Source organism: Mesorhizobium sp. M2E.F.Ca.ET.209.01.1.1 (assembly GCF_004010375.2).
In the GTDB taxonomy this organism is placed as follows: domain Bacteria; phylum Pseudomonadota; class Alphaproteobacteria; order Rhizobiales; family Rhizobiaceae; genus Mesorhizobium.
This window is the reverse complement of sequence record NZ_SADP02000006.1, coordinates 92,486-106,578: the sequence shown is the minus strand read 5'-3', so window position 1 is coordinate 106,578 and position 14,093 is coordinate 92,486. Positions and strand designations below refer to the sequence as shown.

The 14,093-nt window shown below is 58.7% G+C and carries 15 protein-coding genes; 6 read left to right on the top strand and 9 right to left on the bottom strand.

Annotation, left to right across the window (positions count from 1 at the left end; genetic code table 11):
* Positions 1-85 precede the first annotated feature (85 nt).
* Entirely contained in the window at positions 86-1,084 is a 999-nt protein-coding gene (locus tag EN852_RS13805) for a LacI family DNA-binding transcriptional regulator (protein ID WP_127875775.1), read from the bottom strand.
* A 35-nt stretch (positions 1,085-1,119) separates the two neighbouring features.
* On the opposite strand from EN852_RS13805, the gene EN852_RS13800 reads away from it, so the two are divergent.
* The 5 genes from EN852_RS13800 to EN852_RS13780 are packed head-to-tail and all read left to right on the top strand — an operon-like array spanning position 1,120 to position 6,007.
* On the top strand, positions 1,120-2,331 hold the full coding sequence (locus EN852_RS13800; protein WP_245519777.1) for an ABC transporter substrate-binding protein: 1,212 nt from the start codon (positions 1,120-1,122) through the stop codon (positions 2,329-2,331).
* Positions 2,332-2,367: 36 nt separating this feature from the next.
* The gene (locus EN852_RS13795) at positions 2,368-3,405 is read left to right on the top strand and encodes an ABC transporter ATP-binding protein (protein WP_127875776.1); all 1,038 of its coding nucleotides are present in this window, start codon (positions 2,368-2,370) and stop codon (positions 3,403-3,405) included.
* Between the two features lie 8 nt (positions 3,406-3,413).
* Entirely contained in the window at positions 3,414-4,289 is an 876-nt protein-coding gene (locus EN852_RS13790; protein WP_127864764.1) for an ABC transporter permease, read from the top strand.
* Complete coding sequence (locus EN852_RS13785; protein WP_127421430.1) at positions 4,282-5,073, top strand: ABC transporter permease; 792 nt, start codon at positions 4,282-4,284, stop codon at positions 5,071-5,073. The genes EN852_RS13790 and EN852_RS13785 overlap by 8 nt, the downstream gene beginning before the upstream one ends.
* Positions 5,074-5,086: 13 nt before the next feature.
* Complete coding sequence (locus EN852_RS13780) at positions 5,087-6,007, top strand: 5'-methylthioadenosine phosphorylase (RefSeq protein ID WP_127875777.1); 921 nt, start codon at positions 5,087-5,089, stop codon at positions 6,005-6,007.
* Between the two features lie 242 nt (positions 6,008-6,249).
* Here the strand turns inward: EN852_RS13780 and EN852_RS42315 are convergent, their stop codons facing one another.
* Positions 6,250-6,414 (bottom strand): HAD hydrolase family protein, encoded by a 165-nt coding sequence (locus EN852_RS42315; RefSeq protein WP_245519776.1) that lies wholly within the window; start codon positions 6,412-6,414, stop codon positions 6,250-6,252.
* Positions 6,350-6,520, bottom strand: coding sequence for a hypothetical protein (locus EN852_RS42310; RefSeq protein ID WP_246694293.1), 171 nt, complete (start codon positions 6,518-6,520; stop codon positions 6,350-6,352). The genes EN852_RS42315 and EN852_RS42310 overlap by 65 nt, the downstream gene beginning before the upstream one ends.
* A 370-nt stretch (positions 6,521-6,890) precedes the next feature.
* On the opposite strand from EN852_RS42310, the gene EN852_RS13770 reads away from it, so the two are divergent.
* The gene (locus tag EN852_RS13770; protein WP_189545918.1) at positions 6,891-8,060 is read left to right on the top strand and encodes an MFS transporter; all 1,170 of its coding nucleotides are present in this window, start codon (positions 6,891-6,893) and stop codon (positions 8,058-8,060) included.
* 156 nt (positions 8,061-8,216) lie between these two features.
* Here the strand turns inward: EN852_RS13770 and EN852_RS13765 are convergent, their stop codons facing one another.
* From EN852_RS13765 to EN852_RS13740, 6 genes are read right to left on the bottom strand one after another with little or no spacing between them, the layout of a single operon-like run.
* Positions 8,217-9,182 carry a D-2-hydroxyacid dehydrogenase gene (locus tag EN852_RS13765; protein ID WP_127875779.1) on the bottom strand — a complete coding sequence of 322 codons (966 nt, stop codon included), beginning with the start codon at positions 9,180-9,182 and terminating at the stop codon, positions 8,217-8,219.
* Between the two features lie 38 nt (positions 9,183-9,220).
* Positions 9,221-10,060 (bottom strand): amidohydrolase family protein, encoded by an 840-nt coding sequence (locus EN852_RS13760; protein WP_127864760.1) that lies wholly within the window; start codon positions 10,058-10,060, stop codon positions 9,221-9,223.
* Positions 10,053-10,541 (bottom strand): flavin reductase family protein, encoded by a 489-nt coding sequence (locus tag EN852_RS13755; protein WP_189401907.1) that lies wholly within the window; start codon positions 10,539-10,541, stop codon positions 10,053-10,055. The genes EN852_RS13760 and EN852_RS13755 overlap by 8 nt, the downstream gene beginning before the upstream one ends.
* 47 nt (positions 10,542-10,588) lie before the next feature.
* Positions 10,589-11,047, bottom strand: a complete 459-nt coding sequence (locus EN852_RS13750; protein ID WP_127875866.1) for a PaaI family thioesterase — start codon at positions 11,045-11,047, stop codon at positions 10,589-10,591.
* A gap of 2 nt (positions 11,048-11,049) precedes the next feature.
* Positions 11,050-12,675 carry a class I adenylate-forming enzyme family protein gene (locus EN852_RS13745; protein WP_127875780.1) on the bottom strand — a complete coding sequence of 542 codons (1,626 nt, stop codon included), beginning with the start codon at positions 12,673-12,675 and terminating at the stop codon, positions 11,050-11,052.
* A gap of 5 nt (positions 12,676-12,680) precedes the next feature.
* Positions 12,681-13,997: a D-serine ammonia-lyase gene (locus EN852_RS13740; protein WP_189545916.1), complete on the bottom strand. Its 1,317-nt coding sequence runs from the start codon at positions 13,995-13,997 to the stop codon at positions 12,681-12,683.
* Positions 13,998-14,093 lie beyond the last annotated feature (96 nt).

Below are 14,093 nucleotides of genomic sequence, written 5' to 3'. Positions count from 1 at the left end.
TCAAATTTGGCCCACGAAGTCGGAAGATGACGATTTCCGACCGCGTTGGTGTCGAGGGTGGAGGGCCAACGATCTTCTTTCGCGGCTACCCGAGGGTCTCGAATCTACCCTTCAACAATATTGTCGCCGCCTGGCCAGTCGGATTGGCGATTTGCCGTTCCAATATTTCGACCAGTTTTCGTCCGACGTCCGCCATATCCACTGAATGAATTCCGATCTTCGCCGGGAGAAAGCGCGAAAGATGCGTGTTGTCGCGCGTCACGATATGGACATCGCGGCCCGGCACCAAGCCTCGTCTACCAAGAGCCCGCAATGCTCCGAGAAGGCCGAGTTCGTTGGCACAGGCCAAGCCAGTTGGCGGATCAGGCGATCCGAGCACGCGATCGAACCAGTCAGTGCTTGCTTCCATCGTGAATGTCGCATGGCCGATCAGCTCAGGGTCAATCACGTTGCCCGCCTCATTCATGGCCCTCTCATAGCCCAAGAGACGCATTGTGCTTGCCTGATCCTCAGGAACCAGCAACTGCAAGGCAATTCGACGACAACCTTTCTTCGTGAGGCGCCGAGTTGCGTCATAGGCAATCTGCTCATTATCGACGTCGACGTATGGGTAAGCTAGGTCCAGGTCAGTCCTTCCAAAAGTGACGAAAGGTACATCCTCGTCGAGCAGCAGCTTAATTCGGGGATCGGCCGAGACCATTCGGGTGATGATCAGGCCATCCGCACTGCGCGCCCGAAGGAGGCGCCGCAAGGTTTCGACGGGGTCTTCCTCCGGTGTGGTGGAATAGACGCTGAGACTGTAGCCCAACTGTCTCGCCGCCAGTGTCATGCCTTCGATCAAAGGGAGCTTCGCCAAATCCGACAGATAATCGCGTGTCTCCATCGGCAGCACCGCGGTCAGTGTCGAGGTCCGCCCGGTTTTTAGCGCGCGACCGTGCTGGTTCGGCACGTAGCCCACTCGCGCCGCCTCCTCCTTGACGCGGGCGACGGTCGAGGGATGCACTTCCGGCCCATCCTTCAGAGCGCGCGCTACCGTCGTCACCGAAAGGGAAAGCTCCGCCGCGATCTGTTTCAGGTTGGCCATTTCGCCCGTCTTCCACTCCGAACGTGTCGGCTGATTTGCTGAACACCGTAACGTTACCGGATTCGATCAAACGTTCAAACAAAGCTGACCGCGTTCCAGCCGAGCCACTTGACTCTCGGTGTTTTCACGGTAACCGTAACGTTACGATTTGCGAAAAAGGGCCTATTTCCGTCGGCTTCGGCAAATCCGGAGGAGGAGAAACCATGTCTTTTAAACTTCGAATTTCAGTGGCCGTCATTGCAGTGTCGGCCGCATTGCCCGTCTATGCCCAATCCGTCACGATCACGACCGCTGGCGGCGACTATGGCAAAGCCATGCAGGAGGCCATGTGGGCTCCCGCGGCAAAGGAGCTGGGCTACGACGTGAGGGAGGAAACGCAAAGCGATGGTTTTGCCGCACTCAAGATGCAAGTCACGTCTGGAGCCGTCACGACAGACATCATTCACCTCGGTTCCCCGGAAGGCGCGCAGGCAGCCGCGCAGTCTCTGCTGGAGCCGCTCGACGGCAATATAATCGATCTCAACGCGGTGCCGGCCGGCGCAAGATCCGACTACTGCTACCCGTTCGACTCTTACGGCACGGTCATGTCGTGGAACACGAAAACTTATGGCACCAATCCGCCGAAGACATGGGCCGAGTTCTGGGACGTCGGCAAATTCCCAGGCCGCCGAGCCCTGCGCTCAAACGCGCAGGACTTGATCGAAATCGCGCTGCTTTCCGACGGCGTGGCCCCGGCGGACGTTTACTCGGTGCTCAGCACGCCTGAGGGTTTGCAGCGGGCGATCAAGCGGCTCGAGGCAATCAAGCCAAGCGTTGCGGTTTGGTGGACTTCCGGCGCCCAGTCTGCCCAACTGCTGAAGGATGCCGAAGCGGATCTGGTCGTTACCTGGAACGGTCGGGCTCAAACCGTGAAAGCCGATGGCGGCATGGTGGATTATTCCTTCAAGGGTTCGGTAATCGGTACGGACTGCCTTGCCGTGCCGAAGGGTGCCCCGAACAAGGAAGCGGCCATGAAGCTGATCGCCGCGATGACGCAGCCGGCACGCGTGGCCAAGCTGACCGACTTCATCGCCTATGGCCCGGTCAACCCGGCAGCTTACAAGGCGGGGCTCATCCCTGACGAGCGACTGAAGACATTGGCGACCGCTCCTGAGAACGCGGGCACTTCCGTCTTCTCGAATCCCGATTGGTGGCTCAAGAACGGCGAGGCTGCCCAGAAGGCCTTCGACGAGATGATGAGCCGCTGAGTTCGAGTCTGCCGGTCTGGGAGGGGAACCAGGAAGATGAAATCGTTTCCCATCACCGTCGAAAGCGTGCGCAAGGCGTACGGCTCCTACCTGGCGCTGGATGGCGTCTCGCTCGAAATTGAGGCGGGCGAATTCCTGACGCTGCTGGGGCCATCCGGATCCGGCAAGACCACCTTGCTCATGGCGGTCGCGGGTTTTGTCCTGCTCGACAATGGCAAGATCTTGTTGGGAGGTCGCGACATCACCCGTTTGCCCCCTAACAAAAGGGAGCTCGGCATCGTTTTTCAGAACTATGCCTTGTTTCCGCACATGAACGTGCTCGCAAACGTTGAGTATCCACTAGCATTGAGGAAGATCCCGCGAGTGGACGCTCGCCGGCGGGCGCTTGACGCCCTGGCCCGCGTAAAGTTGGAAGGCTTTGCGCAACGAGACATCGCTGCTCTGTCGGGAGGCCAGCGTCAAAGGGTGGCGCTGGCGAGGGCGATCGTGTTCAAACCACGCGTGATGCTGATGGACGAGCCGCTGTCGGCGCTCGACAAGAACCTGCGCGAAGCCATGCAATATGAGATCCGGCGCCTGCACGACGACCTGGGCATCACGACGATCTATGTGACCCACGATCAGCGGGAAGCGCTGACGATGTCAGATCGTATTGCGGTGATGAATTCCGGCCGCATCGAGCAGATCGATACGCCTGAGCGCGTCTATCACCGCCCGCTCACCCGCTTCGTTGCGGAGTTCATGGGCGAGGCCAATATTGTTCCACCGGGCTCAGTCCGCAGGATCGACGGCGTTGATGCGTTACGAGAAACATTGATGATCCGCGCAGAGAGCTTCCATCTAGATCCAGCGTTTGCCGGGCCAGACGGAGTGGCGCTCGAAGGCGTGCTGCGGGCCAAGTCGTTCCGGGGCGAGAACTGGCTTTTGACGCTCGAGCTCGACACCAGGCAAGAGGTTTTGATAAGCGTTCCGGCAACCCTCGCCGCGGGCTGCGCCGACCTTGCTCCAGGTCAGCGAGTGGCCGCGTTCGCACCGGCGGCCAAAGTTCACGCAATAGCGGGGGCGAAGGTGTGAAAGTCGCCATGGATCCGGCACTGGCAGCCGATGCGCGCAGAGAGCGCCGGTTCTTCCTTTCTCTTTCGTTACCGGCTCTGGTTATCGTTGGGTCAGCGGCGATCCTGCCGATCCTTTGGATTGTCCGGCAATCATTCCTGACCACCGCGGGCGAATACAGCGTCGGAAATTACGAGAAGGTGCTTTCAAGTGGACTGACCTGGTCGGCTCTCCTGACCACTCTCGAGCTCTCGATAGGGACGCTGGCGGTCTGCATGCTTCTCGGTCTCCCCCTGGCGCTTGCGCTCGCCAGCGCCAGACCAAGAGTAGCCAACCTGTTGATGGCATTCATCATGCTGCCGCTGTGGACCTCGATCCTGGTGCGCACCTATGGCTGGCTCGTGCTCCTGCGCCGCGACGGCCTTGTCAACGCGGTATTGACAGGTTCGGGCCTGACGACGGAGCCGCTGCCGCTGGTCTACAATTTCACGGGGACGCTGATCGGCATGGTGCACTACATGCTGCCGCTTTTTGTGCTGCCTGTTTATGCCGCGATGCGCGATATCGACCCCAACCTCACCCGCGCCGCCGCGAGCATGGGAGCCGGTCTTGGCCTGGCGATCCGCACGGTCATCCTGCCCCTTTCGGCGGGGGGCATCGTCTCGGGCTCGATGATCGTCTTCATCTACACGCTCGGCTTCTTCATCACGCCGGCGGTTCTTGGCGGCGGCAAGGTCAATCCGATCTCGATCCGGATCGAGCGAACGCTGTCGACTTTTCAGGACTGGGGTGCGGCGAGCGTGCTAGGCCTTCTCCTGCTCGTTCTCCTGGCGCTGGTGGGCGTGACGTTCTGGGCAGCGCGTCTCCTGCTGACGCAGAACAAACTCGGTGTGGCTCATGCTTGACGCCTATCCGGAGAACAGGCTGGCGCTCGCCCTTCTTTGGGCCTTTTCCGCGCTCGTGTTGGCATTCCTGATCCTGCCCACCATCGTAGTGGTGCCGCTTTCGTTCTCAGCGTCCGATCTTCTCGAATTTCCTCCCCGTGCATACTCTTTGCGCTGGTACGAGAACTTCTTCGGTTCAGCGACATGGATGGCCGCGCTCAGGACCAGCATCACGCTGGGAACGTTGACGGCGCTGATCGCGGTGCCTTCGGCGTTGCTCGCCTGCATCTCCATGAATCGTCTCGGCGGAAAGACCGCAGTGACCCTTCAGGGCATCCTGCTCACTCCATCGGTCACGCCGGGCATCCTATTGGCGATCGGTCTCTTCATTGTGCTGGCGGTGCAGCATCTGGTCGGAACGCTGTTCGGTGTGCTGGTCGGACATGTCGTCTTGGCCATTCCGGTCGCGTGCATCGTCCTGTTGCCTGCTCTGGCCCGCTTTGACTGGAACCAGGTCCAGGCGGCGCGTAGCCTGGGAGCCAGTTGGGCACGCGCGATCGGCGGCATAATCGTTCCGCAACTCAGGATCAGCCTGCTGTCGGCGATATTGATGGCGTTCCTGACGTCGCTCGACGAGTCGGTCATTTCGATCTTCGTCGCCAGTGGCCAAAACAGCACGCTCCCGAAGCTAATGTTCCTGTCGCTGCGCGACCAGATCGATCCGACCATCGCGGCGATCTCGACATTGTGGACCGCCATCGTCGTGATCGTCGTCCTCTTCGTGACCCTTCGCCAAAAATCTTGACCGAGAATCGAATATGACTGCTGACCTTCAGGCCGCCGATGACCAGGCGGATCGAGTAATGGATATACCCCAGGTAGGGCTGGGGATTATCACGGGATCGGCAAACTGGGGGCTGGCCTTTCCGGAAGATATCGGCGTCGAGGGCGTTCGGACCCTAGAAAGGGATATCAGCTTTGAAACGCCCTTTGGCCGCACCGACAACTGGAAGCTGCTCGAGTTCGACGCCTCCATCACCGCCGAAGGCAAGCCGAAACGCGCCTTGTGCATGTATTCGCATGGCAATCCGCGGAGCCATATCGACCATTCCTGCCACTGTCGCGCCTTTTGGGTATTGATGGCCGCGGGTGTGCGTCAGGTCCTGGCGTGCTCGACCATCGGCGCGGTGAACAAAGCGATCCAGCCCGGTGATATGGTGATCAACGCCGATATCATCGAGCTCACGCAAACGCCGTTTTCACTGCTGCCCGGTCGTCAAACCTTCGACTGCTCGGGCAAGCAGATCGTTTGCCCAAGATGCGCGGCGGTTCTGGTCGAGACCGCCCGCCGTCATTGGCCGCCCGAATGCCGCGTTCATGGCATCGAACAGCAATTGGTGGCTGCCCACTGCTACGGGCCGCGACTGACAAGCCCGGCCGAAGCCCTGGCGTTTCGCAGCATGGGGGCAGACGTACTCAACCACTCGATCGCCCCCGAGGCCACCCTGTCGCGCGAAATCGGCGCTTGTTTCGTACCTTGTGCATTCGTCACGGCTGGGTTCAACGACTACATGGATCGAAACCGTCAAAAACTCCTGCAGGAGGACGTTCTGCCTACCCTCTCCATGAAGGCCTCGCGGATCGCTTTGGAGACCGCCGCCAGACTGCCGGCTTACCCGGAATGCTCATGCCAGGGTCTGAAGTCGCCTCAGCCAGAAGAACGCTCCAGCCGCTTCTAGCGAGCGCTTAACCCTTTGGAGCCGTCCTCCAAGGCCCGGTGGTCTCAAGCCCGAGCAGCTTCAGAGCAACTGAGCCAGATTGCCGTCTGGATGCAGGGCCTGGTTTCCTTTCATGCACTGGGTTTTCTGTAATGAGTGGGTGCTGCGTTAACGGAACCAGCGCGAGAGCGAACGATAATCGACTTCGGTGCCAATCTCTCCTCTACTGCAATAGCCATTCGATGGCCTCCGCCAAGCCGCCCTCATCGCAGGTGTCTCCACAAAAGTGTCCCCATGTCGCGAATTGGAGCGATTGCGTTGGCGACCGTCAGCCGCACCTTTGCCCAACGCAGAAGAGACAAGTCATTGGCCGCATCTCCTGCGGCGGCACAGCGCTCGGCTGGCACGCCAAGCGTTTTGGCAACCATGTCCGCGGCTAGTTGCTTGGACGTCCCCCCGAACGCCGCGAGGCGAGCGCGCTGTGGCAAGCACTATGCGCAGACCCGCATCGGGGGCCATAGCAAGCGCAGCCACGACGCGGTGGTGAAGCTTATAGTCGTGAGTCAGCAGCGTCCTGTTCACATCGCAAAACAGAACGAGATCGACATCGAGGCTCCGAAGGCAGTTGCACCAACTGCAGCGTTTCTAAAAAAGCGGGGATATGCCACCGGCCGTCGGCGAAAGCCGAGCAATTTGTCTCGTAGTCGATTCAGACGCTTGGAAAACCACCTAACGGATCGATAGCTTCATTTCGGTTCGCGCAATTCTGAAAACCTTTACAAATTAGCTCTATCCAAGGTAGGTCCACACGAGCGAGACCCGTTCCAAGAAGGGTCGATCACGCCCATTCTAACCGATCGGATGGTGTCGCCGAAAGGCGCGACACGTCACCGGAGACCAAATCTTGTTCGGAAGTCCGAAGCGCTCCGCGGGGCAGCCTGCCGTCACGTCTACAGAGGCCCGCAAGATCCGCACGGCGATCTTCTCCACTTTTTTCGTACACGGCAGCGCTTTCGGCACATGGTCTTCGCTCATACCGGCGATCAGGGTGCGCCTTTCGATATCCGATAGTGAATTCGGCTGGTCTCTGTTCATGATTGTCGTCGGTTCGCTTTTTGCAATGCTGGCCAGTCGGTCCTTGATTGCGCGTTTTGGCAGCAGACAAGTGGTTCGCGTCGCAAGCCCGCTCCTCCTGACGACGGTCGTCCTGGCCACATTCACACATGTCCCTTTGGTATTCGCCCTCGTCTTGCTGGTCCTCGGACTTGCGGGCAATTCCATGGACGTCGCCATGAACGCGCAGGCCGTCGAGGCTGAGCGCTCCTCCGAAAAAGCCCTTATGTCCTCATTCCATGCCATGTGGAGCCTCGGCGGCCTTACTGGAGCGGTTTTGGGAGGCCTGCTTGTCAAGAACGCAGGAAGCTCCTTCGGCGCCCTGATTGCCGCTTTGTTGCTCTCGGTGCTTTTTGCGATGAACCAGGGCAAGCTACTTGCCGCAAGACCACGTCAGGAGGGAACGGCAGCCCGGCCACTCAGTGCCAAGTGGTTGCTCATTGTCGCGGGCCTGCTTGCTGGCGTCTGTATGTCGACAGACGCAGCGGTCCGTGACTGGAGCCCTCTTTACCTCACTGGCAATTTTGCGCTCGATCTCGGCTACTCGGGGCTTGGCTACGGCGCATTTGCAAGTTCGATGGCAATCTGCCGGCTGGCTGGCGATCGCGTAAGGACCTCGGTTGGGGAAAAGCAACTTCTCGCGATCTCGGTATCCCTAGCAATCATCGGCCTTGCGATCGTCGCCTTTGCCAACCTCGCGGCAATGGCGCTATCCGGCTTTGTCTTGCTCGGCATCGGGGTGGCCAACATCTTCCCCACATTGCTGAGCATGGCAGGACGGCGCGGCGACGCATCAGGCATCGTGGTCGTGTTCGCGACCGGGTATGCAATTGCACTGGCCGCGGCGCCCAGCTTCGGGACATTGGCCGAGGCAACCTCCCTGGCCAACATCTACCTTCTGCTGGCAGCTATGTTTGCGTTAGCTGGAGCCGCTTCAATTCGTGTCGCCAACCGATTCTGAATGCGGATTTGACTCTAAGAAAGGTAAGCTGTTTCGGTCGCTGTCACTTTTCATCCAATGATGAGGATCGCTGTCGAATGATTACAGACGCTTGCGCTTGACGTCTTTACGTGAACACTTTCTTGTTCACCGCCACCCGGCATGGGATTTCTTCAATCAGAACCAGGACTGCTTCTGAACGATGTTTGCGAGGGGCCTGCCCTGGACAAAGGCCAAGCAGTTGTCACGCAGTATTGTGTACCGACGCTTCTCAAGATACGGGCCGAACCCTGCCATGTGAGGCGTGATCAGCACGTTTGGTATGCCCCAAAGCGCATGGCCTTCCGGAAGTGGCTCCTGATCGAACACGTCAAGCGCCGCTCCTGCCAGGCTTCCCTCCTTGAGCGCGACGACCAGATCGTCAAGTCGGGTGGTCAACCCCCTGCCGATATTGATGAAAAAGCCCGACGTTTTCATACGTCGAAACCGATCGAGGTTCATCATGCCTTCGGTATGCGGAGTATGAGGTACAGTAAGGATCACGAAATCCGCAGACGGAAGCAAATCATTCAAAGCTTCGACGCCGTGAATTTCGGCAAAGCCAGGCGGCACCGAGGTGCGTCGTGCATCGATCCCGACAATTCGCGTGCCGAAAGCCGAAAGCATGCGTCCAGCTTCTGCCCCGATGCCGCCCACGCCAACGATGAGGGCCGTCGCTTCCGGAAGGAACACGACCCCGCTATTCAAAGGCTTGGGAGCCCATCGACCCTTCAGTTGCTCAGTGTGATAGTAAGGCAGATCCCGCGAAAGCGAGAGAACGAAAGCCAGGATGTGCGCGCCAATATGGTCATTATAGACTTCCCGCGTGTTGGTTACGATCACCGGATGCTCTATGAGAGCCTCGTGGAAATAGCCAGGCGGCGGAGCGATCTGCCGGGAGTGAAGCCAGCGCAGTTTCCGGGCATGTTGAAGCAGTTCCGGAGAGAGCGCTCCAAAAGCTGCGTCAGCATCCGCCAGGTACGCGATCGCTTCCGCTTCTGTCTCGGGGACATGAACGACCATACCCTCGACGTCACGCCGCAACTGCGCTCCGAAAGCTCGCGACACATCTGACTGAGGTGGAACGAAGACGAAATTTATCATGACACTGGATATCTTCGAAAGTTGGCATGGCTTCGCCTTTACGCAAAAAGACGGGCCGGGTTGGTACTCATCGTCAGCCTGAGTCGCTCTTCGGTCTCACACCAATCTCGGACCAGCCGCATTGAAAGCGCATCGTCGACGGCTCCGAACGGCGCTGGTTCGTCTACACGGGCTCCCCGCCTGGAGTGCGGCCAGTCCGATCCCCAAAGCACCCTTTCTGGATTGGCATCGATGAGTCGCTTTGCAAAAGGGATCATCTCATCTGGAGACTTGGCCAGCCGATCCGCGAGCGACAGCTTCACATAGGAGCCACGGCTGACCATGTCGGTAAGCTCGGCGAAGCCCCGTTGATCGAGACCGTATTCGGCTCGGGCAAGGCCAAAATGATCGACGACAACTGGCACCGGCAGACTGGCGACTACTTTGCCAACAGCGGCTATCACTGCGAGGTTGGTGTATATCTGTATGTGCCACCCCAACCCGTCGATCTGCCTGGCAGCATCCTGCAGCCTTTTACGCGCTAGCGCGGGATGGTCTCTGAGCGCAGTTGTTTCAAGGTTGAGACGCACACCTCGAACGCCCGCGGAGTGGTAATCGCGAAGGGTGGAGATGTTCGTCTCCGGATTGAGCGACACAATTCCCCGCGCGCTTCCGTCGAAACGCTGGAGCGCATCTATCAGGCAGCTGTTGTCGTTGCCGTACACACTCGGCTGGACAATTACTGTACGGTCGATGCCGTGGCGTAGCCTGAAACTCTTGAGGGCATCTGCGTCCGCCAGCCCCGGCGTATATGTCCTTGAGGGGTCGAAGGGAAATTGCCGCGGGTCGCCAAAGACATGGACATGGCAATCCCAGGTGAGATCCTGACTCTCAGGCATCCGTTACCCTTCGAAATTTTCCTGCGAAGTATGCCAGCGGCACACTTCCAAGCAGCGCCATGTCTTTCACCCTCCCGACCAGAATACGATGATCACCTCCGTCGTAGACCGCGCCCACCTCGCAATCGGCATAAGCGAGGACGCCCTCAATCAAGATTGATCCGCTCTCGAGCCGCCTTGAGGCAAGGCCCTCGAACTTCTCGCCCTTCTTGCTGGCAAAACGCATCGCGATAGCTTCCTGACCTTGCGCCATGAAATTGATGCAAAAGCGGCCGCTGGAAATGATCGAAGGCAGCGTGTTCGATTTGTTGTCGACGCTGATAAGAAACTGAAGCGGCTCAACCGAAAGCGACATGACGGCGCTCATCGTCAGCCCCACCGGCTCATCCGATTCACTGACACTCGTAATCACTGCGACGCCACTCGGCCAATGCCCGGCGATCGAACGGAAAACGTCACGCGCAACTTCCGGGTTGTTCATGAGATTTGACGATCCTGTTAGCGGATGTGCATTCGAAGGGCATGCATTCATGACTGTCTTCCCTCATTGCCTGACGGTTTTGTTGCCTTCCATGTCGCGGTTGCAAAGGCGTAGAGTGCCTCCGTGGAGGCGTTGCGCGCCTCCGATCTGACGTAATTGATCGACTTGCCTGCCCTGAGAAATGACGCCCGACATACCACCATCTCGCCCACTAACGCCGGGGCTAGATACTGAATCTTCATTTCGAGAGTGGCCGCCGGAGACGCGTGGGTTTTGAAGAGAAGATGGCCCATGGATACGTCGATCGCCGTTGCCATAATTCCTCCGTGGAGAGTGCCCACGGGATTGGTTAGCTCCGGCACTACTTCGAACGTGACGTCGCATCCCCCGGTTGGGTATTCGATCCTTAGCCCGAGAAGCCTTGAAATGAAGAAGTCCCCGAATTCATGGCGATCGCTCGCACCTATTCGTTCGATGAGCCCTCGTGTGTCTGGCCTTGGGGGCATTGTCATCGCCACAGGTTCTCAGCCAGATCGAAACTGCCCACTCGCAGATCGGGTTTTGCCTTTTTCAGGTCGGGCTTCGAAATCTTGAGGGAGACAGTGAGCGGAAACTCGTCGACGTACTCGATGTATCTCGGCAGCTTATAAGTAGCCAGTCGACTGCGGCAGTGCTCAAGGATCGCTTTTGGCGATACCTCGCTGTTCGAAAACCCGGGCTGTAGGCGGATGTATAGTTTTACCTCTTCCCCACGGTAATCATCGGGCACGGGAAGTGCCGCGACCTCCAGTATGCCGGCGAGTTTACCGACTTCCTCCTCCAACTCGGTCGCCGAGATGTTTTCATTGCTTCGCCTGATGACGTCTTTGGCACGGGCAACCCAGAAGTAGTAACCGTCACTGTCTTGACGGAACAGATCGCCGGTCTTGAACCATCCCATGTCGAAGGCATCGGCGGAAGCCTCAGGCAATTTGTAATAGCCCGTCAGCATTCCCGACCCTCGAACTTGTAGCTCGCCGACACTTCCCCGCGAAACTTCGTTGCCAAGCGCGTCCACGATACGGCAGGACCGAAAGGCTGCGGGAAGGCCAACTGAGCCGGATCCAACCATGGTTGTCGCCTGCGTCGGCATCACGATCGTCGAACCCATTTCCGTCGAGCCGTAGATTTCGCGGATTGGGGCTCGGATTTTTCTCTCGGCTTCCGCATGCAACTCTTTGGGAAGAGCGCAGCACGCCATCCATTTCAACCGAGACTGGACATCGAGTGAGAAGTCCGGTCGTTTGGCGATCAAGTTTGACAGGGAGGAAAACTCGACTTCGTAACCAGCAACTCGTTCTGCAAAATGATTGAGCGTAGGCTTGCTGGCCACCAGCACTGTGGCGGCTTGTGTCAGGGCCATTGCCAGTCGCCATTGCCCGCCCATGTAATAGATGGGATTTTCGATCAGAACGTTTGTAACTCGGGGGCCTTGCAGAGAACGCACGTGTCCCATCATGGTGTGCCAACGATGCGGCAAGAGCGCGGGCTTGGGGCGACCGCTTGAACCTGAGGTGTAGAGAATGCTCGCCGGCGCATCGATATCGGGGCTTGCGACCGGAGTTTCTCGGTACCCCTGCCCAGCTAGGTCGGCGTTGAAGGATCGGCCGACCTTCTGCCCGGCCCCGGTCCCGACCACTATTATCCGCTCCGAGGGGAGTAGAAAGCGCTTCCAATCGGACACCCAATCCCGCCGCCCTTCATCAAGGACGAGGAATTCCGAGTCCGACGTATCCAGGATGTACTCGAGCTCTTTTTCAGTCAGGCTTGGATTGACGCCGACCGCAACCGCCCCGATACGGGAGAGGGCGATCCAGATAGCAATGATTTCGACGCAGTTCGACAACGCGATGGCAACATGCGTGCCTCTCTTAACTCCGAGCGAGGAGAGCAACGCCACTACCCGCCAGACGAGGCCGTTGAGACCACGATACGTAAGGACCCTCCCCTGCCCGTCGATCTCCCTTAACGCCGTCTGCTGAGGATACCTGTCGGCATTAAGCCTGAGCAGTTCGCTCAGACTGGCCGCGAGGGTTCCGGCTTCGATAACTCGCCGACCATTTTCAATAAGCTCGATTTCCTCGCGCGGGGTCATAACTTCTATGCTCCGACTCTATTCTGATTTGCGAGCTGCGATAGAAGCTTGAGGGTATCCGGAGTGCTCTTGCCCGTGCTCCAGACGACATGAGTGGAACTAGCGCTGGCGAAGCGCCTTTTCCGTTCGTCCAAATGCTCGCCACAGGCTTGGGTAAAGGGCTCCAACGCGCCGAGCGCTGACGCTGCCGATGGCTCGACCGGATATCCGTGCTTGCCGAGCTTGGCCGAAAGTTCCAGCATATCGACGTCTGCGACAGTGACGCAGGCTTCGACCATCTCAGCGACTTGAGCGACCGCGAAGAGCGACGCCGAAGGCACCGCCAAGCCGTCTGCGATGGTCTTGTTGTTGAGCCCGATATCGTAGACAGAGGTCGGGTTATTTTTGCCCGACATCAACTGGACAAGAAAACATGGCGACTGAGTGGGCTCTACAAAAACGCAAGCGCAGTTGTCCCCGAAAATCGCCTTGAGCCCGAACGTCAATCCGCCCGGAGCGCCGCCTACGCCACACGGCAGATAAACCACGAGGGGACGGGTTTCGTCGATGCTGATCCCGCGCGACGCCAATTGGTCGGCGAGAAGCCGCGCGCCGTACGAATAGCCTAGAAACAGGCGCGAGGAACTCTCGTCGTCAATCAGATAGGCCGCATCGTCATGCGCCGCCGACTTCCGGGCGGCCGCTACCGCCTGCCTATAGTCGCCGCTATGCTCGACTACTTCGACACCCAGCTCGAGGAGCCTACCCTTCTTGAAAGGTGTGGCGTCTACGGAAATGTGGACTTCGGCTTGAAAACCCAACGCTTGCGCCGTGCGCGCCACGCTGTAGGCAAGGTTGCCCGTGCTTCCAACGACAATTCTTCGCGTCCGAAGATTTGAACGCAGCAGCGCCCAGTCGGGCGTTGCGGGGTCAAACGGAATGCCATCTATGGCTGCACGATCGTCGGCGTGCTGCAATACTTCGAACACACCCCCACGCGCCTTAATAGACGAACCTATCGCCAAGTCATGATCCGCCTTGAGAAAGGTGTTTTTCCGGCCCGCAATTGAGCTGATGTCCGCAAGCTCCGAGTCGATTACGCCCGACTCCGGGACTTCTCCAGGGAATAGAGCCGCAAGCACCGCCCGGTAGCTTTTCCAGGATGCTGCGGCGGCCTCCAAATCCGTCGCCGTAATCGAAGCGTGCGTGACCGCTTCTACAAAGGGCCGCCAACGACCATTCTGCCACACCATCGGGTAGCCGGCCTTCAGCGAGTTCAGTTCGTCCTGCACCACCGTTAAAGACGACCCTGCTCCCGCGAACTGCGGCAACATTTCCTGCATGGTTCGTTCCTCGTTTTTGACGAGAGAGTTGGTGGTTTTCCTAAAGCCAAACATATCTGACAACCACGGACATATCTAGAAAATTATTGCCTATAG

Coding starts and splice junctions, on each gene's coding strand:
- EN852_RS13785 (WP_127421430.1), top strand. CDS start 4,282: ATGCTTGACGCCTATCCGGAGAACAGGCTGGCGCTCGCCCTTCTTTGG.
- EN852_RS42315 (WP_245519776.1), bottom strand. CDS start 6,414: ATGGTTGCCAAAACGCTTGGCGTGCCAGCCGAGCGCTGTGCCGCCGCA.
- EN852_RS13760 (WP_127864760.1), bottom strand. CDS start 10,060: ATGCCTGAGAGTCAGGATCTCACCTGGGATTGCCATGTCCATGTCTTT.
- EN852_RS13755 (WP_189401907.1), bottom strand. CDS start 10,541: ATGAACAACCCGGAAGTTGCGCGTGACGTTTTCCGTTCGATCGCCGGG.
- EN852_RS13790 (WP_127864764.1), top strand. CDS start 3,414: ATGGATCCGGCACTGGCAGCCGATGCGCGCAGAGAGCGCCGGTTCTTC.
- EN852_RS13795 (WP_127875776.1), top strand. CDS start 2,368: ATGAAATCGTTTCCCATCACCGTCGAAAGCGTGCGCAAGGCGTACGGC.
- EN852_RS13780 (WP_127875777.1), top strand. CDS start 5,087: ATGACTGCTGACCTTCAGGCCGCCGATGACCAGGCGGATCGAGTAATG.
- EN852_RS13750 (WP_127875866.1), bottom strand. CDS start 11,047: ATGCCCCCAAGGCCAGACACACGAGGGCTCATCGAACGAATAGGTGCG.
- EN852_RS13745 (WP_127875780.1), bottom strand. CDS start 12,675: ATGACCCCGCGCGAGGAAATCGAGCTTATTGAAAATGGTCGGCGAGTT.
- EN852_RS13740 (WP_189545916.1), bottom strand. CDS start 13,997: ATGCAGGAAATGTTGCCGCAGTTCGCGGGAGCAGGGTCGTCTTTAACG.
- EN852_RS13765 (WP_127875779.1), bottom strand. CDS start 9,182: ATGATAAATTTCGTCTTCGTTCCACCTCAGTCAGATGTGTCGCGAGCT.
- EN852_RS13805 (WP_127875775.1), bottom strand. CDS start 1,084: ATGGCCAACCTGAAACAGATCGCGGCGGAGCTTTCCCTTTCGGTGACG.